General features: G+C 52.4%; 20 protein-coding genes and 1 riboswitch. Of the genes, 14 read left to right on the forward strand and 6 right to left on the reverse strand.

From position 1 onward, the window contains the following. The 4 genes from GURA_RS08680 to GURA_RS08695 all read right to left on the reverse strand — a co-directional run bounded on the left by GURA_RS08680 (nt 1) and on the right by GURA_RS08695 (nt 4527). A complete protein-coding gene (locus GURA_RS08680) occupies nt 1-276 on the reverse strand; it encodes an ArsR/SmtB family transcription factor (RefSeq protein ID WP_011938611.1) in 276 nt (91 codons plus the stop codon). A gap of 82 nt (nt 277-358) precedes the next feature. Then, nucleotides 359-1336 carry an ABC transporter ATP-binding protein gene (locus tag GURA_RS08685; RefSeq protein ID WP_011938612.1) on the reverse strand — a complete coding sequence of 326 codons (978 nt, stop codon included), beginning with the start codon at nt 1334-1336 and terminating at the stop codon, nt 359-361. Then, nucleotides 1333-2295, reverse strand: coding sequence for an ABC transporter ATP-binding protein (locus tag GURA_RS08690; RefSeq protein ID WP_011938613.1), 963 nt, complete (start codon nt 2293-2295; stop codon nt 1333-1335). The genes GURA_RS08685 and GURA_RS08690 overlap by 4 nt, the downstream gene beginning before the upstream one ends. Nucleotides 2296-2448: 153 nt before the next feature. Then, nucleotides 2449-4527 (reverse strand): HD domain-containing phosphohydrolase, encoded by a 2079-nt coding sequence (locus GURA_RS08695; RefSeq protein ID WP_011938614.1) that lies wholly within the window; start codon nt 4525-4527, stop codon nt 2449-2451. A 525-nt stretch (nt 4528-5052) separates the two neighbouring features. Between GURA_RS08695 and GURA_RS08700 the strand changes: the two genes are divergently transcribed. The 13 genes from GURA_RS08700 (at nt 5053) to GURA_RS08760 (ending at nt 19754) form a co-directional block, all read left to right on the forward strand. Continuing rightward, nucleotides 5053-6075, forward strand: a complete 1023-nt coding sequence (locus GURA_RS08700; protein ID WP_232278990.1) for a SpoIID/LytB domain-containing protein — start codon at nt 5053-5055, stop codon at nt 6073-6075. 2 nt (nt 6076-6077) lie between these two features. Continuing rightward, a complete protein-coding gene (gene queA, locus GURA_RS08705) occupies nt 6078-7109 on the forward strand; it encodes a tRNA preQ1(34) S-adenosylmethionine ribosyltransferase-isomerase QueA (RefSeq protein ID WP_011938616.1) in 1032 nt (343 codons plus the stop codon). Nucleotides 7110-7117: 8 nt separating this feature from the next. Beyond that, nucleotides 7118-8233: a tRNA guanosine(34) transglycosylase Tgt gene (tgt, locus tag GURA_RS08710; protein WP_011938617.1), complete on the forward strand. Its 1116-nt coding sequence runs from the start codon at nt 7118-7120 to the stop codon at nt 8231-8233. A 78-nt stretch (nt 8234-8311) separates the two neighbouring features. Next, nucleotides 8312-8632: a preprotein translocase subunit YajC gene (gene yajC, locus GURA_RS08715; RefSeq protein ID WP_011938618.1), complete on the forward strand. Its 321-nt coding sequence runs from the start codon at nt 8312-8314 to the stop codon at nt 8630-8632. A gap of 31 nt (nt 8633-8663) precedes the next feature. Then, nucleotides 8664-10265, forward strand: a complete 1602-nt coding sequence (secD, locus tag GURA_RS08720; protein ID WP_011938619.1) for a protein translocase subunit SecD — start codon at nt 8664-8666, stop codon at nt 10263-10265. A 12-nt stretch (nt 10266-10277) separates the two neighbouring features. Continuing rightward, complete coding sequence (gene secF / locus GURA_RS08725; RefSeq protein ID WP_011938620.1) at nt 10278-11186, forward strand: protein translocase subunit SecF; 909 nt, start codon at nt 10278-10280, stop codon at nt 11184-11186. 11 nt (nt 11187-11197) lie between these two features. Next, nucleotides 11198-11761: a tetratricopeptide repeat protein gene (locus GURA_RS08730; RefSeq protein WP_011938621.1), complete on the forward strand. Its 564-nt coding sequence runs from the start codon at nt 11198-11200 to the stop codon at nt 11759-11761. A 115-nt stretch (nt 11762-11876) separates the two neighbouring features. Further along, nucleotides 11877-13598, forward strand: a complete 1722-nt coding sequence (gene recJ, locus GURA_RS08735; protein WP_011938622.1) for a single-stranded-DNA-specific exonuclease RecJ — start codon at nt 11877-11879, stop codon at nt 13596-13598. Between the two features lie 2 nt (nt 13599-13600). Next, nucleotides 13601-14500 (forward strand): cation diffusion facilitator family transporter, encoded by a 900-nt coding sequence (locus GURA_RS08740; RefSeq protein WP_011938623.1) that lies wholly within the window; start codon nt 13601-13603, stop codon nt 14498-14500. A 211-nt stretch (nt 14501-14711) separates the two neighbouring features. Then, entirely contained in the window at nt 14712-18611 is a 3900-nt protein-coding gene (locus GURA_RS08745) for a class I SAM-dependent DNA methyltransferase (protein ID WP_011938624.1), read from the forward strand. A 4-nt stretch (nt 18612-18615) separates the two neighbouring features. Then, nucleotides 18616-18822 carry a DUF1016 N-terminal domain-containing protein gene (locus GURA_RS08750; RefSeq protein ID WP_041245364.1) on the forward strand — a complete coding sequence of 69 codons (207 nt, stop codon included), beginning with the start codon at nt 18616-18618 and terminating at the stop codon, nt 18820-18822. A 217-nt stretch (nt 18823-19039) separates the two neighbouring features. Next, the gene (locus tag GURA_RS08755) at nt 19040-19375 is read left to right on the forward strand and encodes a nucleotidyltransferase domain-containing protein (protein WP_011938625.1); all 336 of its coding nucleotides are present in this window, start codon (nt 19040-19042) and stop codon (nt 19373-19375) included. Beyond that, on the forward strand, nt 19362-19754 hold the full coding sequence (locus GURA_RS08760) for a HEPN domain-containing protein (protein WP_011938626.1): 393 nt from the start codon (nt 19362-19364) through the stop codon (nt 19752-19754). The genes GURA_RS08755 and GURA_RS08760 overlap by 14 nt, the downstream gene beginning before the upstream one ends. Nucleotides 19755-19932: 178 nt before the next feature. Here GURA_RS08760 and GURA_RS08765 read toward each other — a convergent pair whose 3' ends face one another. Continuing rightward, nucleotides 19933-20778 carry a hypothetical protein gene (locus tag GURA_RS08765; RefSeq protein ID WP_011938627.1) on the reverse strand — a complete coding sequence of 282 codons (846 nt, stop codon included), beginning with the start codon at nt 20776-20778 and terminating at the stop codon, nt 19933-19935. Nucleotides 20779-20855: 77 nt separating this feature from the next. After that, nucleotides 20856-20932, reverse strand: a riboswitch (cyclic di-GMP riboswitch). A gap of 152 nt (nt 20933-21084) precedes the next feature. After that, nucleotides 21085-23022: a molecular chaperone HtpG gene (gene htpG, locus GURA_RS08770; protein ID WP_011938628.1), complete on the reverse strand. Its 1938-nt coding sequence runs from the start codon at nt 23020-23022 to the stop codon at nt 21085-21087. A gap of 457 nt (nt 23023-23479) precedes the next feature. Here htpG and GURA_RS22765 point away from each other — a divergent pair, with 457 nt between their 5' ends. Continuing rightward, entirely contained in the window at nt 23480-26374 is a 2895-nt protein-coding gene (locus tag GURA_RS22765; protein ID WP_011938629.1) for a PAS domain-containing protein, read from the forward strand. The last annotated feature ends 12 nt before the right edge of the window (nt 26375-26386 follow it).

Here is a 26386-nt window from a genome sequence, read left to right on the forward strand (position 1 = left end):
TCAGCAGAGTATTTCGATGAGTTTTTTCGCAAGGGGATGGACCACCGTGTAATGAACTTCGACGCCATCCCGCTTTCCTTCGATGATCCCTTTATTCTTCAGCAGCGCCAGGTGCTGGGAAACAGTTGCTTGCGGCAATCCCAGGCATTCCCAGATATGCTTGACATTGCATTCCTTTGTGCAGAGGCCCGCTACTATCTTCAGTCTGACCGGGTGGCCGAGTACCTTTAATATCTCGGCTTCCTGATCAAAATTCTTGGTTTTGTCGAATTCCACGATCCCTCCTGTACACTTGTACTAATAAATTATTGATAATCTATATGGTCGAATTGCGCTTTTGTCAACAAAAAGCTGCATTTCAGCGGAACAGTTTTTTGCTGAAGTGGCAGGCACATAGGTGTGCCGGCTCATGTTCCTCCAGCGGGGGGGGCTCGCTGTGACAGATCTGTTCTGCATAGGGGCAGCGGGTATGAAAGGGACAGCCGGCCGGAGGGTTGATCGGCGAGGGCAAATCCCCCTGCAGAATGATCCGTTGTTTCAATACATCGGGGGCAACGCGGGGGATAGCTGACAGCAGCGCTTCCGTGTAGGGGTGAAGGTATCGGTCCAGCACGTCTTCCCGTGACCCGGTCTCGACGATTTTTCCCAGGTACATGATGGCGATCCGGTCACTCAGGTGACGGATTACCGACAGGTCATGGGTAATGAAAAGGAATGAAAGGCCGTATTCCTTTTTCAGCTCCATGAGCAGGTTGATTATCTGGGCTTGAATGGAGAGATCAAGGGCGGAAACAGGTTCGTCGGCAATGAGCAGTTGCGGCGACACGGCAAGTGCCCTCGCGATGCCGATCCTCTGCCGCTGTCCGCCGGAAAACTCATGGGGATAGCGGTAAAATTGTTCTTCCGACAGGCCGATCTTGGCCATGAGGTCGATGACTTTTTCCCGTCTCTGCGCTCCGCCAGCAAGGCCGTGTATGGCAAATGGTTCGCCGATGATTTCGCCGACCCGCATGCGTGGATTGAGGGACGAGAACGGGTCCTGAAAAATCATCTGTACGTCTTTTCTGAATGCGTTGCGCTCTTCCTTGCCCATCTCGCCTAGCGCTCTGCCGTGGTAACTGATAGTGCCGGCGGAGGGGGGCGTAAGCCCCATGAGGAGCTTGCCCACGGTTGACTTGCCGCAACCCGATTCGCCAGCCAGTCCCAGTGTCTCCCCACGTTTGATGTGCAGATCCAGGCCATCAACGGCTTTTAATAGCAGATTCCTGGCGAATGGGCCGGATTTGACCGGGAAATATTTACGCAGTGCGCTGGTTTCAATAAGGGCATCGTTCATCGGAATTTCCAGCAGCGGACCAGGTGCCCGCTGCCGACCTCTTTCATTTCCGGCTGACTCTCCTTGCATTCCCAGCTTTTAACCGGACATCGATCGCAAAAACCGCAGCCGGGAAGCTGTTCAAGAAGGTTGGGGACAAAGCCGGGAATGGTTTTCAGCGGTTCACCAGGTCTCGAATTTTGGGGAAGAGAGTCGAGCAGTCCCTCGGTGTAAGGGTGGAGCGGATTGGCGAACAGTTCACGGGTCGGGGCGTATTCCACGATCTTGCCCGCATACATGATGGCTGTTTTGTGTGACCGCTCCGCCACGACGCCCAGATCGTGGGTTATCAGGATCAGTCCCATCCTGTTTTCGCTCTTGAGATGGTCGATGAGTTCCAGTATCTGTGCCTGGATGGTTACGTCGAGGGCAGTTGTCGGTTCATCGGCGATCAACAGCTGCGGCCGGCAGGCAAGGGACATGGCTATCATCACTCGCTGCCGCATGCCGCCGCTCATCTGGTGCGGGTAATCGTCAAATCTTCTCTCGGGAGAGGCAATGCCGACCTGTCTGAGAATTTCGATCCCCGCTTCCCGCGCTTCGCCGCGTGAAAGCTTACGGTGGAGGCGGAGACCTTCACAAACCTGGTTGCCGATGGAAAGCACGGGGTTAAGGGAGGTCATCGGCTCCTGAAAAATCATTGAAATTCGGTCGCCTCGCACCCGGCGCATCTCTTCTTCGCTGAGACGGAGCAGATCCACGCCGCCGAATATGATTTCTCCACCGGTAATTTCTCCGGGAGAGGCAATCAGGCGCATTATCGAGTAGGCGGTGACACTTTTCCCGCAGCCTGATTCGCCGACGATGGCAAGGGTTTCCCCTTCGTCCAGGGAAAAGTCGATGCCGTTAACGGCTTTCAGCGTTCCTTGCGGAAGCCGGAAATGGGTGGTGAGGTTTTTGACTTGAAGCAGAGTTGACAATGCGCTAACCCCGGAAGTTGTCGGACATGGGCTGTCCGGTTAAAGGATTCATCCTTTTACCCTTGGCCTTTTGCCCTTAGCATGCTGTGGAAATCTTATACCACGATTTGGCGGGGGCGGCAAATCCTTTACTGTTTGAAATGGACAGGAGGGTCAGGCTCTGGCGTATGATGCTGCGACCCTGGGTGTCTTGGCTGGAGGCACGTGGGAGTTGTTGAGCAGCTCGATAAAATGAGGAACCAGTTCCGGGTCGAATTGGCTTCCTGAGTTGTCACAGAGTTCTTTGATAGCCACTTCTACTGAAAGGGCCTTACGGTAGGGACGGTCGGATGTCATGGCATCAAATGCGTCGGCAATGGCAAGGATGCGCGATTCCAATAAAAGCTCGGAGGCCGGGACGCTGTTGGGGTAACCTTGGCCGTCGTAACGCTCATGGTGCTGACCTATACAGAGTCTGACATCCTGAAGGAATTCGATCGGCTCCAGAATCTTCATGCCGATAGTCGGGTGCTGCTGGAGGTCGTTGATATCATCTGTTGTGAGCCTTCCCTCTTTATGGAGCAGGGTCAGGTCTATGCCGATCTTGCCTATGTCGTGAAGTATGGCGGCCCGCTCGATGACTTTCAGTCTTTCCTGGGGAAGGTCCAGCTTCTTGGCCAGTTCCAGGCTGTAACGGGTAACTCGTTCCGAATGGCCGCGGGTATAACTATCACTTGCTTCTATGGCTGAAACAAGGGCCTGAATGGTGTTCAGGTAGGTTTTCTGCTGATCGTCGTAAAGTTTTGCGTTTTTGATGGCGATACTGGCCTGGGCGGCGATCGTGGTCAGCAGTTCAAGCTCTTCGTGGTTATAGGTGGTGTTGTCAAGCTTGTTCACCACGGTAATCGTGCCGATGATCTCATCTTTTGTTATCAGGGGGGCACAGATCAAGGTTTTCCGCTCGTAGCCGAGGGCGCTGAACGTGTCGAACTCGGGGGTCTGTTTTATGTCGACAATCAGCAACGGTTTGCAGTTCTCGATAACCCAGGTGGAGACGCTGGAAGGTTTCATGGGTAGTATCGTGCCTGAAGGTGAAATATTTTCATGGCCTATGAGGGTGGTTATGACGAGTTCCTGATGTTCCTGGTTATAGAGTATAATGTAGCCGATCTGGGCATGGAGGGTTTCCATGGTTGTCTTGACGATCAGGTTGAAAAGATTGTCGATCTCCATTGTGGAATTTATTGCCAACCCCACTTTGTAGAGGGTTGAAAGTTTCGATACGGCTTTTTCCAGAGTGGTATTCTTGTCTTCCAGTTCACCGGCCAGGTCGGCGATCTTGTAGTTTGCCTCTTCTATCTCTTCGATCCGTTCTTCGAGAGTAACGTTCAAATTCTCGATTTCTTTGATCTGTTCTTCGAGTTTCTGATTCATCAGGTGTGTTTCTCGATGGTGCGACAGTTTTTCCTGTGCCCGAGCGAGTTCGCGTTCGTGATTTATGCTTGTGTCCATCATGTTCTTGAATTTTTCCACCATGCGGTTGAAGCTTTCGGCAAGGATGCTCATCTCGTTGCTGCTTGTTATCATGGTTCTTTTCTCGAAATTCCCCTTTTCCACCTCTTCCATGGTTGATATGAGCTTTCGTATCGGTTTGTCCACATAGAATATCAGGAAAATGGAAACGATGAAGATAATCAGGGCTATGATAAGCGTCGTTGCTACGATGGTATTATGTCTTTCCTTGGCGATGAATCTGTCCATGTAGTTCATCGACAGTTCTATTTCAAGTATCCCCAGTACTTTTTTGGCCGGATTGTGACACTGGTGACAGACTGGTGAGTTCATTATGCGGCTGAAAGAATCGTATATTTTACCGTTGTTTTCCCGCTGGAATGTGGGCAGAACAGTTTTTTTGAGATCCAGTCGGTCATTTTCCGATATGAGTTGGCCGACTTCACTCCGGTCTGCAGAGTTGAGAATCTTGCCTGTCTCATCCAATATGCGCAAAGAGGAAATCAGCTCTTTTGATCTGATGCGGCTGAATATACTGCTGATTTCTTCCGAGTGACCGGAGCGCATGGCGTCGTTGATGCTGCTCTTTACGGTTTCAGTCAGCACATTGGCATTATGGCTGGCCATCTCGTAGAGCATCTCCGTCTGATGCCGGTAATTGAGAAATGCCGCAAGTGTAACGACAGCTACCAGGGTAATGGTAATGAGCCCTATGATTTTTATCTTCAGTGAATTAATCATTCAGTACCAGTCATGTAAATTAGAAGTCAAAAAATACTACTCAATATGGCCCACATTTTCAAGTTATTTAGCGGTTAATCTTGCCTAATACGGCATCGCTATTTAAGTGTAATTATTGATGTTTTTTAATTTAGATGTGGTTTTTCATCTGCTATTCCCCGTTCAGAGTCGATACTTTCCAGTGTATTCAGGGCGTCTAAACCGGCTTTACCAGGCTTGGTTCAGAACCTGAAAAGCTTGACAAGGTGACCGGCCGTACCTATGATAACCTATCAGTTAATAGTGAAAGTTACATTTCTCATTAAATGAGATAAGCAATTCGCTTGCCAATGATAGGGTTAAAAGCCTTTTGTTGGGCATATAAAATTATTGACTTTGCCCCGTGTTCTATGATTTTATCGTCAAGTTTTGATGGCTTGTATAAAGGTAGAGTATTAATTGAAATTGCTTAGCGCCATAGTGTTATTGTGCATCCTAATCCCTGCTAGCGTGTTCGGTCTCGACATGCAGCCGGAGACGATAAGGGTGGCCGTGCTGAAGGGGGCGGAAAGCATAACACTGGAAGGTAACGGGCTGCTTTTGACGGACGGTAACGGTGAGCCGCTCAGATTTAGCTTTCCCCTGCAAATTAAAAAAAATAAAGACGGGTTGCTGGTCAATAACAGGAAAGTTCGTAGCCTGCGGGCAACGGCTCCAGCTTTCCTCCTCATCAACGGCAAGAGTTATCGGGGCATAATAGAAGTTATGCCTGCTGACAAAGGCGTATTGGTTGTCGATGAACTTCCCCTTGAAGATTATCTGGTAGGTCTGATTAATTGTGAAATATCTTCCCAGTGGCCAATCGAGGCGGTAAAGGCCCAGGCTATAATTGCCAGGTCCTATGCCGTTTATCAGAAAGCAGCTCGGAAAAATGCCTTGTATCACCTGGAGTCAAGTGTCATGGACCAGGTTTACGAGGGGTGCGACATGGAGGACAGCCGCGCAATCAGAGGGGTCAAGGAAACTGCCGGAGAAGTGCTTGTATACAATGGCGCCGTCATCCAGGCGTTCTATCACTCCAATTGCGGTGGTCATACGGAAGCGTCGGAAAATGTCTGGGGATTTGCTTTGCCTTACCTCTCCGGTGTTGACTGTAAATATTGCCTTACCTCACCTTCCGTCAAGTGGGAGCAGTCAATTTCACTGAAAAAACTCGAGTCGCAGCTGAGGAGCAGTGGTTATCCAGTTTCAGGCTTGAAGGATATCAAGCCGGGCAGCAGGAACAAAAGCGGCCGCTTGCAGGACCTGACGCTTGTCTCTGCAAAAGGGCGTAGCGTCATCAGCGCTGTGAACTTCCGCAAGACAATCGGCTATAGTGTCATCAAGAGCACAAATTTCGATGTGCGGATTTCCGGCGATGATGCACTGTTTTCTGGGGTAGGGTTCGGTCATGGCGTAGGTCTTTGTCAGTGGGGAGCAAAACAGCGGGCCAGCGACGGTTTTGATTATCGGGAGATACTTTTCTATTACTATCCAGGCACCAGGCTGGAAAAGATATCAACTGATTAGGCATGCAGCTAAACGATTTTGACTATTATTTACCTACGGAGCTGATAGCTCAACAGCCGGCGCAGAACAGGGATGCTTCCCGTCTCATGACTCTTGATCGGGTTAACGGCGAGCTGAATGAGACGATAATCTCGGAGATCGCCGCGCTGTTTCGTGATGGCGACCTGCTGGTAATAAACGACACTCGGGTGATACCGGCCAGGCTTCTCGGTAAAAAGGAAAGCGGCGGCCGGGTTGAGGTGTTCCTGGTCAGGCGTCTCCTTGAGCCGGGCGAAGTGTGGCAGTGTCTCATCAAGGCGTCTAAATCGCCTAAACCGGGGTCCTTGATCATACTCTCCGAAGGTGTTGTGGCCCGTGTCCTTGAACGGAGCGAGCTGGATACCTGGGCCGTTTCGTTTAGCCCTGTAGAAGGGTTTTTAGATCGGCTTGAAAGAATCGGCAGCATGCCGTTGCCGCCTTACATACGTCGTTCTGCCGGGGATGACGACCGGGAGCGTTACCAGACCGTATTTGCCCGGGCTAAAGGGGCTGTGGCAGCACCTACGGCAGGGCTTCATTTTACCGATGCCTTGTTGCAGAAAATCCGGCAACAGGGTGTGGAGATAGCGCCATTAACCCTCCATGTCGGGCTTGGGACCTTCATGCCGGTAAGGGTGGATGACCTGAAGGATCACCGGATGCACCGGGAGTATTATTTCATACCGGAAGCTACTGCCAGAGCGGTGAACGCCAGGAAAAACGACGGAGGCAGGGTGGTAGCCCTCGGCACAACCACCACCCGGGCACTGGAGCACGCAGCTGCCGGTAACGGGAGCGTTCAGCCGGGGGAGGGTGAGGCGGATATATTCATCTGCCCGGGGTATACCTTCAAGGTTGTGGATGCCTTGATCACCAATTTCCACCTACCCAAATCAACCCTGCTCATGCTGGTTTCGGCTCTTGCCGGTAAGGACCGATTATTCAATGCTTATAACGAAGCGGTAAATAGAAATTTTCGTTTTTTCAGCTATGGCGACGCCATGTTTATTTATTGAAGGTAAAATTGTCAGCCATTGATTTCAAGCTTATAAAGACGGACAGTTCGAGTGCTGCCCGGCTCGGTTCTTTGACAACACCGCACGGCAAAATAGACACCCCCATATTTATGCCGGTCGGGACCCATGCGACGGTCAAGGCGATGACCCCGGAGGAGCTGACGGAGGTAGGTGCACAGATTATTCTGGCAAATACCTATCATCTCTACATGCGTCCCGGACACGAACTGGTGGCGCGGATGGGCGGGCTGCATGAATTCATGCACTGGCAAGGGCCGATACTGACCGATAGTGGCGGTTTTCAGGTATTCAGCCTGGGAGAGCTGCGCAAGATAACGGAAGAAGGGGTAAAATTCCAGTCCCACCTGGATGGTTCGTACCACTTCATCTCCCCCGAAACCTCCATGGAAATACAGGCGGCCCTGGGGGGGGACATTATCATGTGCTTTGACGAATGCCCGCCGTACCCTGCCGATTACGCGTATATTGCCAAATCCATGGAGATGACCAGTCGCTGGGCGCTCCGCTGTAAAAACGTGAAAAAACGGGCGGATCAGGCGCTATTCGGCATCGTCCAGGGTGGGATGTTCAGCGACCTCCGCGAACGAAGCGCACTGGCGTTGCAGGAAATCGGTTTTGACGGTTATGCGTTGGGCGGGGTCTCGGTAGGTGAAGAGAAGGAACTCATGCATGAAGTCATGGGGTTCTCCGCCCCATTCTTACCCGTTGACAAACCGCGTTACGTGATGGGCATAGGCGCGCCGGAAGACCTGATCGAGGGGATCAATGCGGGCTTTGACATGTTCGACTGCGTCATGCCGACCAGGAATGCCAGAAATGGCATGGTCTTCACCTCGTTCGGCAGATTGAACATCAAAGGTGCCCGGTATGCCGAAGACCGGTTACCCATTGATCCTGAGTGCGGTTGTTACGTCTGTAAAAACTACAGCCGGGCATATTTGCGTCACCTTTTCAAGAGCGGTGAGATCCTTGCTTCACGTTTGAATACCTGGCATAACCTGCATTACTATCTTTCCTTGATGGCGGGGGCCAGACAGGCAATAGCCGAAGACCGCTTTGCGGATTTCCGCCGTGATTTTTACGCTAAACGGGAGACCATGTAGGGGCGGTCCTTTATGGCCGCCCTGATTTCGGGCACCCACGTGGGTGCCTCTACAAATACTGTTTTTGGAGGTTGCAAAATGTTAGGTTTGGCTTTCGCAATGGGTACACCTGCCGGGGGACAGGCTGCCGGTGGGCAGTCCGCTTTGATGAACCTGGTGCCGCTGGTCTTCATGTTCGCCATTTTTTATTTTCTCCTGATCCGTCCCCAGCAGAAAAAGGCCAAGGAGCATCGGGCACTGCTCGATACTCTGAAAAAAGGGGACATGGTCGTAACCGCCGGCGGTATGCACGGCAAGGTGACGTCTATTGATGAAAATGTTGTTACCTTGGAGGTGGCGCCCGGGGTAAATATTAAAATCAATAAAGGATTTATTGCCAACCTGATGAAAAAAGATTAAGAGTTAATAATTAGCGAAAGGAGCTTCTTCCATGACCAAGGGGTTTACCTGGCGTATCAGCCTGATTGTAGCGTTCCTTTTCATTTCATTCCTGTACTTGACACCGACCCTGGTTTCCCCGCTTCCTTCCTGGTGGAAAGGCTTTCTTCCCAAGGATAAGATCCATTTAGGGCTTGATTTACAGGGCGGCACCCATCTCGTTATGGAAGTCGAGACCCAGAAGGCGGTTGAAGGTTCGCTGGATCTGATCTCCACCGATCTGGAAGATACCCTCAATGCCCAGAATATCCGCTTCAAACGCGTCGCCAAGGTCGGCGGAGATCGCGTTCAGCTGGTGCTGTACGACAGGGGTTCGGCCGACAATGTCCAGAAGCTGGTGAAGAAAAAGTACCCGGACCTGGAACTGCTGCCGCTTTTCGATGAAGGTGGCTTCGTCAACATGCAGCTCCGAATCAACGAGAAAGAGGCACAGGTCAGGAAAGACAAGGCCGTCCAGCAGGCTCTGGAAACCATCCGCAACAGGATCGACCAGTTCGGCGTTTCTGAGCCGATTATTCAGCGGGAAGGGATCAGCCACATTGTCGTGCAGCTCCCCGGCATTAAGGACCCGAAACGTGCCATTGAGTTGATCGGGAAAACTGCCAGGCTTGAATTCAAACTGGTGGACGAGAATGTGAATGCTGTAACAGCCACTCCGTCATCTATCCCCGAAGACGACGAAATTCTTGTGGAAAAGAAGACAGATCCGGCTACCGGCGCAGTTTCAGAGACCCCTCTTGTTGTAAAAAGAAAGGCGATGATAACCGGCGACCTCCTGACCGATGCCCAGGTACGCATCGATTCACAGTACAATCAGCCGTATGTCGCCATTGAGTTCAATTCCACCGGTGCCAGGCTGTTTGACCAGGTAACGGCTGCCAATGTGGGCAAACGGTTTGCCATCGTTTTGGACAACAACATCTATTCGGCGCCGGTGATTCGCGAGCGGATCTCGGGTGGCAGTGCACAGATATCCGGTTCGTTCACCGAGAAGGAGGCGTCCGACCTGGGCATCGTACTGCGCGCCGGCTCCCTTCCCGCGCCGGTGAAGATAATCCAGAACGTTACCGTCGGTCCTTCCCTCGGCCAGGATTCCATCAACAAAGGGCTCATAGCCGGCCTGATCGGGGTTGCCCTGGTGGTCGTCTTTATGACTATCTACTACAAACTGTCCGGTCTGGTCGCCAATTTCGGCATGGTGCTCAACATCATTTTCCTCATGGGTTCGCTTTCGGCCCTGGGGGCTACGCTGACCCTTCCCGGCATTGCAGCTATCGTCCTTCTGATCGGCATGTCGGTTGACTCCAACGTTCTCATCTTTGAGCGAATCAGGGAGGAACTTCGGCTTGGCAAGACGCCGATGGCTTCCATCGACGCAGGATACGACAAGGCGTTCCTTACCATTATGGACTCCCATGTGACCACGCTGATAACAGCTGCGGTGCTTTTCCAGTTCGGTACTGGTCCTGTAAAGGGTTTTGCCGTATCGTTGAGTCTTGGTATCATCATCAATCTATTCACCTCGCTTCTGGCTACCAGGGTGGTGTTCGACCTGTTCCTCGATCGCGTCAGGGTGAAGAGACTGAGTATATAAAGGGGGGAACCAATGGAACTGATCAGCAAAACCAAAATAGATTTCATCGGTATGAGAAAAATATCGTTTGCCGTTTCCGCCATTATCTCAATCATCGGCATTATCGGCATCATCCAGATAGCCAGGGGCGCTGCCAACATGGGGATCGATTTCTCCGGCGGCACCGCCATGCAGCTTAAATTCACCGCGCCGATAACCACCGAAGAAGCGCGAAGAAGCCTGGCCAAAAACGGGGTTAAAGATGTGGACATGCAGGAGATCAAGGAAGGAAACAAGCTCCTGATCAAAATGCGTAAAACCACTCTGGCAACCGGCAAAGTTGCCGATAGTGTCCAGGATATCCTGAAAAAAGAGTTTCCGGCCAATCCCTATACCGTCGAAAGCTCGACGGAGATCGGTCCGTCAATCGGCGATAAGCTGCGCAAGGATACACTCATCGCCGTGGCCATTTCCATGCTGGGGATCATCCTCTATATAGCCTGGCGGTTTGACTTCAAATTTGGCGTCGGCGCCGTCGTCGCCACTATGCATGACGTGCTGGCAATCTTTGCCGTCTTCTTCGTGCTGAACAAGGAAGTGAATCTGCTCCTGATCACAGCAGTCCTGACCATTGCCGGTTATTCCCTTACCGATACCGTTGTGGTGTTTGACAGGATCAGGGAGAACCTGCACAAGAACATGAAGGAATCTATGCCCACCGTATTCAACAAGAGCATCAACGAGGTTCTCTCCCGTACCATCATCACTTCGCTGACAACGTTTCTGGCCGCCACCTCCCTGTTCCTGTTCGGTGGCGATGTGATTCATGACTTTGCTTTTGCCCTGGTGGTCGGGGTAGTTGTCGGCACCTACTCATCGATCTTTGTCGCCAGCCCGATTGTTGCACTCTGGGAGAAGGCGCCCGGCCAAATCAAAGCTTAAGGAGGCTGCACGTGAAAAAGGAAAGCATTCTTGGAGTAGTAGTCGCGCTGATTGTCGGCCTTTTGGGCGGCTACCTGATTTTCAGCGTCAGTGCAAAAAAGGAAACAGTTCCGGTCAGCGGAAGCCTGCCCCAAGGGACCGGGTCGCCGACCGATTATCAGCAGCGTATAGCCGAAGAGGAAAAAATTGTCGCCGGTGATCCGAAAAATCTCCAGGCATGGATTCAACTGGGGAACGATTATTTTGATACAGACCAATCAAAAAAAGCCGTAGATGCCTACTCCAAAGCGCTGGAGCTTGACCCCAACAACACTAACGTCTTGACCGATCAGGGTATCATGTACAGGAAAATCGGTTGGTTCGACAAGGCGATTGCAAATTTCGAGAAGGCGCAGCAGATTGATCCGAAACATTTGCAGAGCCTTTACAACCTGGGTGTTATTTATGCCACCGACCTGAAACAGCCGGACAAGGCGTTGAAAGCCTGGAGCCGTTACCTTGAGCTTGACCCCACAAGTCCTACCGCACAGCAGATAAAGATGCAGATGGATCAGCTTAAAGCCAGTTCCAAGTAATTCGACTGATTGCTTGAAAAAACCCCGCTTAGGCGGGGTTTTTTTGTGTTCAAGGCCCAACGTTCAGCGTAATAGCATTTTCAACAACGTGGAACCGATTTTCAAAGGAGTACGGATGCAGCCGGTACATGAAAAACGCTGGAAAGTCAGGGATTGCGATCCGGTTGATGTCGAGCGGCTGGTTAAGGGCGGGGTGGCATCCCCACTGCTTGCCCGGTTGCTCGTCAACCGCGCCGTCATTGAACCCGCCGCTGCTTCCCGCTTTCTTACTTCGAGCCTTGCCCAGTTCCATGATCCGTTTTTGCTGCTCGGCATGGAGCGGGCGGTGGATAGACTCGCAGCAGCCGTGAAAAAAGGGGAAAAGGTCTGCGTACACGGCGATTATGACGTTGACGGAATTACTTCGGTGGCGTTACTCCTTTCGTTTTTTCGCAGCATCGGTCTCGATGCCATTTATTACATCCCCGACCGACTGGTTGACGGTTACGGCCTTTCCGCCGATGGCGTTGCGCGGGCTGCCACCCTTGGTGCACAGGTCATGGTGACCGTCGACTGCGGTATTACCGCAGTGGCCGAGGCAACGCTCTGCAGTGCGGCGGGTATCGATCTGATCGTCACCGACCATCATATGCCTGGAGATTCCCTGCCCGAAGCCTATGCCGTCATTAATCCGCTTCAGCCCGGTTGTACCTTTCCGTTCAAATCCCTTGCCGGAGTCGGTGTGGCTTTCAATCTGATGATTGCCTTGCGCAGCAGGCTCAGGGAGGAGGGGTTTTTTGCCGGCAAGGAAGAGCCGAATCTGCGGGAATATCTCGATCTGGTCGCCCTGGGGACTGTAGCCGATGTTGTGCCGCTGACCGATGAAAACCGGATTCTGGTGAAACACGGTCTCCGGGAGCTGACCAATTCACAGCGCCCGGGGGTGCAGGCTCTCAAGGATGTGGCGGGGGTAAACGGCGATGTGGGTTGCGGCGCGGTAGGCTTTCGCCTGGCGCCGAGGCTTAACGCGGCTGGACGGCTGGAGAACGCGGCTATGGGAGTCGAGCTTCTGCTCTGCGGTGATAGAAAAAAGGCAGAGCCGCTGGCAGCGGCCCTCGACGCCAGCAACGCCGAGCGTCAGGCGGTGGAGCGGGAAATTTTGAACGATGCCCTGGCAATGGTCAAGGAAACTCCAGCACTTCGCAACAGGAAAAGCATCGTTCTTGCCTCCGAGGCATGGCATCCCGGGGTGATCGGTATTGTCGCCTCCCGACTGGTTGACATGTTTCATCGTCCCACTATTCTTATTGCTTTAAAGGACGGCAACGGAAAAGGCTCCGGCCGCAGCATTGCAAACTTTCACCTGCATGACGCCCTCAATGTCTGCTTCGATCACCTGATCAAGTTCGGTGGGCATAAGCATGCCGCAGGTCTGAGCATTGCCGAGGAGACCCTTGAAGCATTCGTGGCAAGATTCGACGAGGTTGCCGCTGGTCTGCTCACTGCCGAGGACCTTACCCCGTTACTGTTGATTGATGGGGAACTGGAAGCGTCAGAGATCACCAGCGAACTGGTGGATGGGCTGGAGACGATGAAGCCCTTTGGCATGGGCAATCCGGAGCCGGTTTTCCTGTTGCGGGACGCAGAGGTGAGCGACTGCCGAACTCTCAAGGAAACACACCTGAAGATGCGTCTTAATGCCGGCTGTCGAAGTTTCGATGCCATCGGTTTTTCTCTGGCGGGGAGGGCAGCGCAAGGAGACCGGCTTGATGTTGTCTTTACGCCTGCTATAAATGTCTGGAATGGAAGAAGCTCACTCCAGTTGACCATAAAAGATCTGCGCAAGGCAGGAGTGTAATCGTGCAAAGGACAGAGCGTTTTAATCGGGCCGACCGGGTAATCAAGATAGGGTTCTGGATCAATGGCTTATTGATGGTCATGAAGCTTCTGGCCGGTCATTTCGGCAATTCCGAGGCCGTCTTTGCCGACGGGGTGGAGAGCGCTTGCGATTTCGTTGCCATACTTTCGACCATCATCGCCCTCAATATCGGGCGTAAGCCGTTTGACGAAAAGCATCCCTATGGTCATGGCAAGGCAGAAAGCCTCTCCGCCATTCTCGTCTCGCTGGTCATTTTTTCAACCGGCGCAGGGATATTGTACAAGGCAGTGAAAACCATCATGGCCGGGGCCTATGAAGAACCCCAGCTGATCGCTGTTCTGGCGGCATTTGCGACTATTTTTATCAAGGAGTGGCTTTGCCGTTTTTCGCTCAAGGTGGGGGGGAGTCTCGGCAGCCCGGCTGTAATGGCCATCGCCAAGGATCACCGCAAGGATGCCGTTACCTCGGTCGCCACCCTCATTGGCGTAACCGGCGCCTTTTTCGGCGTAAAGATCATGGATCCGCTGGCAGCGGGGCTCACCGCCTTTTTTATCTTCCATATCGGTTATGAAACTTTCAGGAGCGCCGCCCATGACCTGATGGACGGCCAACCCCCCCAGGAACTGTTGAACTCCATAAGCATGCTGGCGGAAGGTGTCGACGGCGTGGAGCACGTCCACGAAATCAAGGGGCGCCGGTCCGGCCAGTACATGATCGTCGATCTGAAGCTGGATATGGACCCGGAAATGACGGTCAAGCAGTCCCATGCCATTGCCACCGAGGTGAAGCGGCTCATTTTCGAGCGATTTCCCAACGTGGGGGACGTCATGATCCACATCAACCCCCACGACGAGGAGCACGAGGATTTGATCCGGCTCTAGGCTCCTGGGGTGATTTCCGGTTTTGCCCCCCTTGACACAAGCCGCCGCTGCCCAAAACAGGCAGGGCGGTTTTTTTATTGTCCCGTCCTCGCGGCAGCAGTAACAGCCGGATGTTCTTTTCGGTTGCGAAATACGGTGACGATGGGGTATTAAGGACGGGTAATTATGAACACATTGCGATGCCGTTATGCCGAGATAAGGATTCCTTAAAATGAAACTACAGGTGCTTTCGCCAGCAAAATCCCTCAACAGGGCCTACCTCAAGCAGAGCCTCAAGCGGGACCAGATTGAGCTTTTTAAGGCTAATCTCTCCCGGCTCTTCGACAGAATCAACGAAAAAGAGTCGGAAGAAAATCTGAAAAACATCGTCTCCGACTTTCTCAAGGACACCTGGTACAAAAACGGCTATGAGGTTAACACCAAGGAGCGCGCCGACCTGGTCATTCACAACGGCAAATCGGCTGCTGATACGGTGGGGGTCATCGTTGAGGTGAAACGTCCCGCCAACAGAAACGAGATGATCACCCCGGATCGCCCCAACACCAAGGCGCTGCATGAGCTGCTCCATTACTACATGCAGGAGCGTTTTATCAAGGACAACAAGGAGATCAGGCACCTCATTGTCTGCAACATCTTCGAGTGGTACATCTTCGATGCCGCCGACTTCGAGCGGTTTTTCTTCGGCAACGCAAAGCTTGTAAAGAGCTACAAGGACTGGAACGACGGGCTGCTGGTTGGGGCCAACACCGACTGGTTCTATCAGGAAATCGCCAAGGATTTTATTGAAAAGAACCTCACCGAACTTCCCTGCACCTGCTTCGATCTGAAGGAGTTCGAGCGCATTGCCCGCAATTCCGCCAAGACCGACGACAAAAAACTGATCAACCTCTACAAGATCCTTTCCCCGGCCCACCTGCTCAAGCAGCCCTTCGCCAACGACAGCAACTCGCTCAACAAGGAATTTTACGGCGAACTGCTCCATATCCTCGGCCTGGAAGAGGTCAGGGAGAAAGGGAAAAAACTCATCGGCCGCAAGCCTGTCGGGGCGCGTAACGACGAATCTCTCTTGGAAAATACCTTCAATCTCCTCAAATCCCGCCACCGGTTGAGCGCTATTGCCAATCCCGGGCAATTCGGCGTCAGCGAGGAAGAGCAGTACTTCAGCATCGCCCTGGAGTTGTGCATCACCTGGCTTAACCGCCTCTTGTTCCTCAAGCTCCTCGAAGGGCGGCTGATCGCCTATCACAAGGGAAACCGAGACCATGCCTTCCTCAACAGCAACCTGATCAGCGACTTCGACGAACTGAACGAGCTCTTCTTCGAGGTGCTGGCTGTCCGCATCGAAGAGCGTTCGGAATCGGTGCGGAAGAAATTCGGCAACATTCCCTACCTGAACAGTTCCCTCTTCGAGGAGAGCGACTTGGAAAGGACGACTATCCGCATCAATGAGCTGAAGAACCGGCTCGACCTTTCCATCTACTCCTCGACCGTCCTCAAGGACGGCAACGGCAGGCGGATCAGCGGCAGCAAGAGCACCCTCCACTACCTGTTCGAATTCCTCGACGCTTACGACTTCGCCACCGAGGGGAGCGCCGAGATCCAGGAGCAGAACAAGACCATCATTAACGCCTCGGTGCTGGGTCTGATCTTCGAGAAGATCAATGGATACAAGGACGGTTCCTTCTTCACCCCTGGTTTCATCACCATGTACATGTGCCGTGAAACCATCCGACGCGCCGTGCTGCAAAAGTTCAACGATAAATACGGCTGGACGTGCAAGGATTTTACAGAGTTGTACAACACCCTCGACAAGATTGGCACCAAAGAGGCCAACGAGGTTGTCAACAGCCTCAAGGTCTGCGACCCGGCCGTAGGAAGCGGTCACTTCCTCGTTTCTGCGCTGAATGAAATCATCTCCATCAAGTCTGACCTGGAAATCCTCGCCGATAAGGACGGCAAAAGGGTGCGCGGCAACGTCACCATAGAAAACGATGAGCTGATCATTACCCGCGACGACCAGATTTTCGCCTACGACTATATGGACGCTGAGTCCCAGCGGGTGCAGGAGACCCTCTTCCACGAAAAAGAGACCATCATCGAGAACTGTCTGTTCGGCGTGGACATCAACCCCAAGTCTGTCATGATCTGCCGCCTGCGGCTCTGGATCGAACTCTTGAAGAACGCCTATTACCGCCCCCCCTCTCCCCGACCCTCTCCCACCGGGGGAGAAGGGGTTATCCCCCCGCCCTTGATGGGAGGGGGCAAGGGGGAGGGTGAAAAGCGGCAGTTGGAAACCCTCCCCAACATCGATATCAACATCAAGTGCGGCAACTCGCTGGTCAGCCGTTTCGCCCTTTCCGGCAATCCCAATATCCCACAAGTCAGCCGGAAGAAACTGAAAGAGCTGACCGACAAATACCGTGATCTGGTCTGGTCCTACAAGCAATCGCCCAGCAACAAGGTGCAACTGCGCAAGGCCATCGAAAACCTGAAGCACGATCTGGAGAGCTTCGCCCTCCCCAACGACAGGGACCTTGCGGCCCTGCGCAAAAAGGAAAACGAGCTGGCCCAGCTCGGATTTGCCTTTGACAAAAAAGGGACCGAGCAGCGACAAAAGCTCCTCTCCGAGGTAGGGGCGCTGAAAGAGCGCTTCGATGAAAAACAGCGCTCGGTCTACGCCAACGCCTTTGAATGGCGGCTGGAGTTTCCGGAGGTGTTGGATGCGGAAGGGGAGTTCGTCGGCTTCGATGCCATCATCGGCAACCCGCCCTATATCCGCCAGGAGGCGATCAAGGAGATGAAGCCGGCCCTGACTGAGATGTTCGGCAGTTTTTTCTGTGGCACGGCAGATATTTACACTTACTTCTACAAGACGGGCCTGGACGTGGCGAAGCCGGGTGCAACACTGTGTTACATCGCCCCTAACAAGTTCATGCGGGCCGGATACGGTAAAAACACACGCGAACTCCTGACCTCGCAAGCTAAGCCGCTCATGGTCCTAGATTTCGGTGATCTGCCTATTTTCGAGGAGGCTACTACATATCCGTCAATTGTGATGGTGGAGAAGATGCAGGCCGTAGGGGCGAAGCAAGCTTCATCTGCTTCGCCCGCCTTTGGAGGCCGTGCCAGCAAGGGCGAAGCAGGTAAATCTTTTGCTTCGCCCCTACAGGAACCCCAATTCCTCGCCGCCACATTCACCAATGCGGACCAGTTGTCACGGTTCGACGAGGTGTTGCCGTCTATCGGCTTCACCATGCCGGTATCGGCCCTTAGGTCTGAGGGGTGGACCCTCGAACGGCCGGAAGTGCTGGGGCTGATGGAGAAGCTGAGAAAGGCCGGGAAGCCGCTGGGTGAGTATGTGAATGATAAAATATACCGCGGTGTCCTAACCGGTTTAAACGAGGCTTTTGTCATCGATGAAGAGACAAATACAAAGTTGGTTGCTGAAGACCCGCGGAGCGCGGAGATCATTAAACCTTGGCTGCGGGGGAAAGACATTTTCAAGTGGAAGACAAAGTGGGCGGGATTGTATGTGCTTTTCACCCGGAGAGGAACGGATATTGAACAATACCCGGCCATAAAACGCCATCTGGAACAATTCCGCGAAGATTTGGAACCAAAGACTTCGGACAACAATAAACGCGGCAGGAAACCGGGACCGTATAAGTGGTTCGAAATACAGGACAACATTGCCTATTTTGAGGAATTTGATAAGGCAAAGATTCTTTGGCCTGGTATCAGTGCGGAGCTTACTGTCTTTTCTCTCGATGAAGATGGCTATTTTGGCAATGACAACAATCAACTTATCATTTCCGGGGATCGTTGTTTGCTTGCTATTCTCAATTCAAAACTGATGGGTTTTGTGTTGAAGCAAATCTGCGACAAGGTTCAAGGTGGGTTTTACCGACTTAAAATCATTTATATTGAACAACTCCCCATCCCACCCGCCACCGACGCCCAGAAAGCCCCCATCATCGAGCTTGTCGAGAAAATCCTCGCCGATCCCGCCAGCTCCACCGTTCCGCAGTTTGAGGCGGAGATTGACCGGCTGGTGTATGAGCTGTACGGGCTGACAGAGGCGGAGATCGCGGTAGTGGAGGGGGCAGCATGAAGAGATGTTGCATGGAGTGCGCGCCGAGTATGGGAAGCAGATTGTTGCTATACTGTCGCAACAATTGACTATCGACTACGGGGACAGCTTTTCTGAAAAAAACCTGCGCCGTATGATTCAGTTTGCCGAGGTTTTTCCGGATGAACTAGATTGTCGTATCACTAATACGACAATTGAGCTGGTCACATTTCAAGGAGCTATTCCCTCTTGAAAAGCCTCTCCAACTGGAGTTCTACGCCGAGATGAAGAGGATAAATAGTGTCGAGTCCACACTTTGAGAAAATGTGGCTTGGCTCTGAAGCATTGAATTTCACAATAACTTCTGTATACTGGCGGACATTAATCAACAATCCGGCATACTTTACTGTAGAGGCACCTTGATCGGCCGGGAATAGTTCGGAGGTACGCGTCCATATGAGGTTATCTCGATGATTGCCGTTACGGAATCTCTTCTCAAGGAAATGGCTGAAAAAATAGTTGCAGCGGTGAATCCCCGGATGATCATCCTGTTCGGCTCCCATGCGCGGGGAACGGCCGGGCCTGATTCGGACCTCGATTTCATCGTTGTCGAGGATGGTCCCTTCGGTCCCGAGCGAAGCCGTCGCGCCGAGATGGTGAAACTGTGGCGACTGCTGCGAGATGTCAGGGTTGCCAAGGACTTTCTGGTCTTTACCCCCGAAGAGGTGGAAAAGTGGCGGGATGCGCCGAACCATGTGGTATCCCATGCGTTGAGTGAAGGGCGGGTGCTGTATGAGCGCCATTGAAAATGCCTCCATGCTCCTGGTCATGGCCACCAAGGATGTCAGGGCCATGCGGGCGCTGGCCGCCCCGGAATCGGTAGATGACGAGATCTTCGGTTTTCATGCGCATCAAGCGGTGGAAAAGACACTGAAGGCGTGGATAACGGTGGTCGGCGGGACGTATGGCAGGACTCATGACTTGAGTCAGCTTTTTGCTCTCCTGGCTGACCTTAGCTGTGATGTCCGGCGCTTCGAGGACTTGGATATGCTTAATCCATTTGCCGTTGAGTTGAGGTACGAGGCGCTTGACACCGGCGAGCCGAAACTTGACCGTCCTTTCTGCATAACCCGTGTTCAGGAGCTGTATGACCATGTCCGGCAGATTGTTGAACGAATGGCATAGCACGCTCAGGAACGTCCCCTTTGCGCCTCCTCCAGAAGCCCCCTGAATCTTCCTTTTCTCACAGTATCAATTTCCTATTCATTGAGTCTGGCGTACTGGGGACACCCTCGTGATTTACGGATAAAATAATGTCGTATCACTGATACGACATTTCATTTTGGGCACGGCTGCCGAAATATCACGATGCGACGGGTATGATGTCGCCGGCCAGGATTATCTTGTCCTCTTCCAGTGTGACGGCATGGGCGCTGTGCTCGATGAGGTCGTAGAGGTGGAGATATTTGGCCACTTCCGCCGGTTGATTCGTTTTTCTGCCGAAGTATTTTCCCGGTTGGCTGAAGACGTCGGTTACCACCCGGTCGTCGTAGATGGCGAAATCAAAGGAGCTGTTGGTATCCCGGTTGCTGATGTCGCTTGCCGACGGCAGTTCGTCTCGGAAGGCGATGCGCACGTCGATATTGTCGTTGTACTGGGCGAGGAGGACCTTCTGCACCTCCGGTTCGATGATTGCCTCGCGGTTGGCGACGAAGATGCGGGTGATTTTTGCGCCGCGCTCCAGGGCGCGCAGGTTTGCCTGGTAAAAATTGAGCAATACTCCTCGTGAATCCCATCCCGTCGTAAGAGGGTCCACCGCTTTTGTGTGGTGGACCGCCTGTTCCATCTGCTTTGCCCCCTCCAGGTAAAATTCGGTCTCATCCATCGGGATATACCCCTGTTGCAAGAGCGAGACCGTCCGCATCGTCGAAGCCATCAGTTCGTGTGCCTTGGTCTGACATTCCGGGTCGCTGATCCGGGCAATGGCGAAGGTGACCTCGTGGGCATGATGATACTGGTCGAGCAGCCCTTCACGGGTCTTTTCTATCTCCTCCCGCACAAGGTAGGTGACGAGCGACAGGAGTATGCCTATGCCGAAGATGGTGTAGGCGGCTTCCGGATAATGGAGCACCCAATGAAAAAAGATGGCAAGCCCTGAGCCTGCGATAAATTCGATTAATACTGCGATATTGTTGATCTTTTTATTCATGTTTGAGAATCCTCCAATAACTTTACAAGTTTTTTCGAACGCAAAAAAGCCGGGTCTCCGAATATCCATCTAGATATTTCGGCGACCCGGCTGTCTTCTTGAGACCCTGTAGGCTTTCCGTCCCATCCTCGCGGATGGTTTGGTATTATCGTTTATCTATCCGACCTGCTCTGTAAGTTGCTCAAACCATAATGCAGATACCGGCAAAAGTCAAGTCCGGCGACTCATTAGGATGTTACAACCATGTAAACTTTTCATCAGGCCCCAGAGGCATTAATACCCCCTAGGTTGCTCTGACGGCAAAGCTTACTTTTCCGCGGCTTTCACCATCAGTTCGGCAACGAGCCTCGTGAAGCGGAGCGGGTCGGGGACCGGCGATCCTTCGGTCAAAAGAGCCTGGTCGTAAAGCAGTCCGCAGTAATCGGCCAGCCGCGGGTTCTCCTTATCTTTTTCAAATATACTGCTCAGGACCTGCATGAGCGGATGGTCGGGGTTCAGTTCCAATACCCGTTTGGACTCAGGCACATCCTGGTTCATTGCCTTGAGGATCTTTTCCATGTTCGCATTCAGCCCGTATTCATCGGCAACCAGGCAGCAGGCGCTGTCGGTCAGACGGCTGGAAAAGCGCACTTCCTTTACCTTGTCCTTTAACTGTTCCTTGACGAAGTCGAGTACCCCCTGATACTGCTTTTTGGCCTCTTCCTGCTTCGCTTCCTTCTCTTTCTTCTCTTCCGCGCTGTCAAGCTCCAGGTCCCCCCGGTCGACCGCGTGCAGTTTCTTGCCGTCGTAGTCGGTCAGGCTCTGCACTACCCACTCATCGACCGGGTCGGTCATGTATAGCACCTCGAATCCCTTTTTCCTGAAGATTTCCAGATGCGGCGAGTTTTCCAGGGCGGAACGGGAGGCTCCGGTGATGTAGTAGATTTCCTTCTGCGCCTCCGGCATCCGTGCCACGTACTCTTTCAGCGAGATGTAGTTTCCGGCCTCGGTTTTCGAGCTTTCAAAGAGGATCAGTTCCTGGAGCTTTTCCTTGTTGGCATGGTCGAAATGCACCCCTTCCTTGAGCACCGGGCCAAATTCCTTGTAAAACTTCAGGTAATCTTCCGGCGTTTTTTCTTTTGTTTCCACAAGTGTTGACAGGATCTTGCCGACCAGGTTTTTCTCGATCCGCTTGATCTGGATGTCTTCCTGGAGGATTTCGCGGGAAACGTTGAGCGGCAGGTCGCTGGAATCCACCACACCCTTCATGAAGCGGAGGTAATCGGGGAGAAGCGCTTCGCAGTTGTCGGTGATGAAGACACGCTTCACATAGAGGTGCACACCCTTTTTATGGTCGCGCATGAACAGGTCAAAGGGCTTGTGGCTCGGGATATAGATGAGGGCCTTGAATTCGCTGGTCCCTTCCGCCGAATAGTGGATGGTGCGAAACGGTTTGTCATAATCGTGGGAGATGTGCTTGTAGAACTCCTCGTATTCCTCTTCGCTGATTTCGCTTTTGGCCCTGGTCCAGATCGCCTTCATGGAGTTGAGGGTTTCTTCGGTGGTCTTCTCGATGGTGCCCCCCCCCTCAATGACCTCGCCGTCAACGCCTTTGGCCGGTTCGTCCCGCGTCACGTCCATGACGACCGGGTACTGCACATAATCGGAATATTTCTTGATGATGCTGCGGATCTTCCACTCATCGAGATATTCCTTCATCTCATCCTTCAGGTGGAGGGTAATGTCGGTGCCGCGGGTCTCCTTCTCGCAATCCTCGATGGTATAGCTGCCGTCGCCGGTCGATTCCCAGCGGCAGGCGGCATTTTTGTCCCCCGCCTTGCGGGTGATCAGGGTGACCTTGTCGGCAACCATGAACGAGGCGTAGAAACCGACGCCGAACTGGCCGATCAACTCGGGATTGTTCTGAACGTTTTTATCTTTGAGGTTCTCCATGAAGGCGCGGGTGCCTGAACGGGCAATGGTGCCGATGTTCTCTTCCACCTCGACCACGTTCATACCGATGCCGTTGTCGCGGATGGTGAGGGTGCCGGCAGTTTTGTCCGGTATCAGTTTGATCTTCCAATCGGTATTGCCTTCGAGGATATCCATGTTGGAATGGGATTCGAATTTGACCTTATCAATGGCGTCGGAAGCGTTGGAAACAAGCTCGCGCAGGAAGATGTCCTTGTTGGAGTAGAGTGAGTGGATCACCAGGTCGAGAAGCTGCTGCACTTCGGTTTCAAATTTTTTGGTGCTTTTGGTCATGTACTTTATTTCTCCTTTTGACGTAGTCATTGATGGAACTTCAACAAACTAATCATTGTGGCGTGGTTTTGCAAGGTGCAATTTGCAGTTTGTTCGCAATGCTCCTGTTTGTTTGCGGTTTCCCGGGAGATTTTGCATTACTGTTCCCGAAAAACCGGGTGCAGCGACGAGCCCGATTTCGGTGATCTGGCGATGAATTGATGCAATAGTGGACAAACATAATTTGGAAAACAAATTGATTCCCGTTGAATGTTTCATTTAATATATTTCATATACAAACTCTGGACATGTTTTGAATAATAATATACTGTTCTACATTTAAATTTACCGTGCTATTACAGTGGGTTAGTAAGTTATTTGTTTGTAAATAGCGGCTATCTTGCATCTGTTTTGAATCTAAGCTTGTACCATTCTGTAATTTATCAAATGTGTAATATGTAATCATGGAGTCCGGCACGTGAAAATCCGTATCCGTCTCAAAACCGCACTCATTGTCAATTATATTCTTGTCGCCGTAATCCCTCTGCTGATTATCGGCCTGATTTCCCTTCATTTCGAACGGCGGGACCTGCTGCGTGTTATTTCCGGCAAGAATATGCTGCTTGCCGAAACAGTGGCGGAGGAGGTCGATACATTTCTCCAGGAGCCGTTGAACATGCTTCGCCAGGTGGGAGAGGTGACACATCGTGAGCGGTACTTGAAGGGGGCAGACTTCAACGTATTTATTGATTCGATCGTAGCAACATACAGTTTTTTTGAATCTATCTATATTCTTGATGACAAGGGCCGTGCCGATCATGTCGGCCTGCTGCCCGGGATCAAGGGCCGCAAGGCGGAATATCTGGGGAAAGATATGGCGGGTGAGGAGTTTTACAAGACCGCCCGGCAGAAGAAAGGCCACTGGTGGACGAGTACCTCCTTGTCCCGGATCAGCGGGGAGCCGTCTCTTACCCTTGCCGTTCCCGTCATTAACGGAATGGTGGTCGGCAACCTGAACCTCCGGGCGCTCGATAAGATTATCGCGCCGATAAACAGGAGGAAGGGTATTTATGCATACATCGTCAACAGGGACGGGAGGGTAATCGCCCATCCGGACAGGACAAACGTGCTGCAGCAATTGAACGTTGCCGATCTGAACATCGTTAAGGCCGGACTTGCCGGCACCAATGGAACATATCGTTATTTTTTCAAGGGGGTGGAACGGCAGGGGAGCGTTGCGGTCGTTCGTGAAAGCGGCTGGCTGGTGGTTATCGCCCAGAACCTGGATGACACTCTGGCGCCGGTGAGAAGGATGGAGAAAATATTTCTGGCCGGACTCCTCGGATCGCTTCTCGTGGCATTATTCAACACGATCTGGAGTCTGGAGTTGTTGCTGAAACCGGTTTCGGCCCTGATAAACAGTACCCAGAAGATCGCTGTTGGAAATTATGCCATAGATAATGAGCCGATCAATATCAAGGAGGTCGGTGAGCTGGCGGTTCATCTGCAATCCATGGCCGGGGCGGTCATGAGCCGCGAAGAGGCCCTGCGTGAGCAGAATGAAGAACTCTCCATGACCGAAGAGGAGCTGCGTCAGCAGGTGGATGAATATCTGAAGAGCCAGGATGAACTTCTCGAGACCAATCATGCTCTGGAGGCGTTATTTAAGGCCGCACCGCTGGCTATCATCGCCTTTGATGCAACCGGTAAGGTGAAAATGTGGAATCCCGCCGCCGAAAGGATCTTTGGTTGGGGACGAGACGAAGTTGTCGGCAATCTCTATCCGCTCATTCCTGATGGGAAAATGGACGAATTTCAGGCGTATCTCGACAGGGCGCTCGCCGGAGAGACCCTTGCGGGCATCGAGCTGCGTCGCCAGAAGAAGAGTGGCTTGCCTATAGATATCTCTCTCGATGCAGCGCCATTGCATAACGCCAAGGGGGAAATTGCCGGCGTTATAGCGCTTCTGGCCGATATCGGCGAGCGAAAACAGGCAGAGAAGGCTCTTTGGGAAAGCGATAAACGATTTACCCTGTTCATGGACAATCTCCCAGCAAGGGCATACATGAAGGATGTCAACGGCCATTACATCTATGTTAATGAGACATTACGCCGCTACTTCGCCGAGCGAAAGATCGCCTGGTTTGGCAGGAGGGACGACGACATCTGGCCGGCCTCCACCGCAGCCCTGTTCAAGGAAAACGACCTTTTCGTGCTTGAGCAGAAGAGGGCTGTCCAGGTGATAGAGCCGGTTGTCGAGGATGACAGGCTGTCCTACTGGCTTAACAGCAAATTTCCGATTTTCAACGAGAACGGCGATTCCATCATCACCGCCGGTGTTACCGTCGACATAACGGAACGCAAGCAGGCGGAAGATGCGCTACAGGCGGAACGGGCGCGGCTGTTTTCCTTGTTACAGGGGCTCCCCGCCTATGTCTACCTCAAGGCGCAGGATCATACCGTCCGTTTTGCCAATAGCTATTTCCGCCAGAACTTTGGTGATCCGGAAGGTAAAAAATGCTACGATATCTTCCACGGAAATCACGGCCTTTGTTGCGAATGCCGGACGTTGCACTCGCTGGAAACGCAGACCACATGTAAATGGGAATGGACCGCCGGCACAGGCAGGACATACGAAGTCTATGATTATCCTTTTACCGACAGTGACGGTTCCCCTCTAACGCTGGAGCTGGGGATCGACATCACGGAGCGGATCGCGGCAGAGGAGCAGACAAAGGCGTCTCTCAAGGAAAAAGAGGTGTTGCTGAAGGAAATCCACCATCGCGTCAAAAATAATCTCCAGGTCATCTCCAGCTTGCTCAATCTTCAATCCCGCCATATCCACGATCAGCGGGATGTGGATATGTTCATGGACAGTCAGAACCGCGTTAAATCCATGGCCCTTATCCATGAAAACCTCTATCAGACCAAGAACCTGGCGCGCATTGATTTTGCAGGATACATCCGCAAACTTTCCGCGAATCTGTTCAGATCCTACGGAATCAACATCAATGCCGTTAATCTTAATCTCAACATAGCCGATGTCTCTCTTGGCATAGATACGGCTGTTCCATGCGGCCTGATGATCAACGAGCTGGTTTCCAACTCATTGAAACACGGATTCCCACAGGGTAGAAAAGGGTCAATCGACATCGAATTGCTGACGGATTACGCCGGCAACCATACCCTGATCGTCAGGGATAATGGTGTCGGATTTCCGGCGGACCTGGATTTTCAATCAACTGAATCACTTGGTCTGCAACTGGTAGGAACCTTGACCGAACAGATTGGCGGTAGTATTGTCCTTGACAGGGAAAACGGCACGGAATTCAGGATAAATTTCAAAGAATTGAAATACAAGGAGCGGGTATAAGATTGTGGCCTG

It is taken from the genome of Geotalea uraniireducens Rf4 (assembly GCF_000016745.1).
Taxonomy (GTDB): Bacteria; Desulfobacterota; Desulfuromonadia; order Geobacterales; family Geobacteraceae; genus Geotalea; species Geotalea uraniireducens.

Bases quoted from the DNA above. Each gene is read 5' to 3' on its own strand.
- GURA_RS08685 (WP_011938612.1), bottom strand. From the start codon at position 1,336: ATGAACGATGCCCTTATTGAAACCAGCGCACTGCGTAAATATTTCCCG.
- GURA_RS08695 (WP_011938614.1), bottom strand. From the start codon at position 4,527: ATGATTAATTCACTGAAGATAAAAATCATAGGGCTCATTACCATTACC.
- queA (WP_011938616.1), top strand. From the start codon at position 6,078: ATGCAGCTAAACGATTTTGACTATTATTTACCTACGGAGCTGATAGCT.
- yajC (WP_011938618.1), top strand. From the start codon at position 8,312: ATGTTAGGTTTGGCTTTCGCAATGGGTACACCTGCCGGGGGACAGGCT.
- secD (WP_011938619.1), top strand. From the start codon at position 8,664: ATGACCAAGGGGTTTACCTGGCGTATCAGCCTGATTGTAGCGTTCCTT.
- secF (WP_011938620.1), top strand. From the start codon at position 10,278: ATGGAACTGATCAGCAAAACCAAAATAGATTTCATCGGTATGAGAAAA.
- recJ (WP_011938622.1), top strand. From the start codon at position 11,877: ATGCAGCCGGTACATGAAAAACGCTGGAAAGTCAGGGATTGCGATCCG.
- GURA_RS08745 (WP_011938624.1), top strand. From the start codon at position 14,712: ATGAAACTACAGGTGCTTTCGCCAGCAAAATCCCTCAACAGGGCCTAC.
- GURA_RS08750 (WP_041245364.1), top strand. From the start codon at position 18,616: ATGTTGCATGGAGTGCGCGCCGAGTATGGGAAGCAGATTGTTGCTATA.
- GURA_RS08755 (WP_011938625.1), top strand. From the start codon at position 19,040: ATGATTGCCGTTACGGAATCTCTTCTCAAGGAAATGGCTGAAAAAATA.
- GURA_RS08760 (WP_011938626.1), top strand. From the start codon at position 19,362: ATGAGCGCCATTGAAAATGCCTCCATGCTCCTGGTCATGGCCACCAAG.
- GURA_RS08765 (WP_011938627.1), bottom strand. From the start codon at position 20,778: ATGAATAAAAAGATCAACAATATCGCAGTATTAATCGAATTTATCGCA.
- htpG (WP_011938628.1), bottom strand. From the start codon at position 23,022: ATGACCAAAAGCACCAAAAAATTTGAAACCGAAGTGCAGCAGCTTCTC.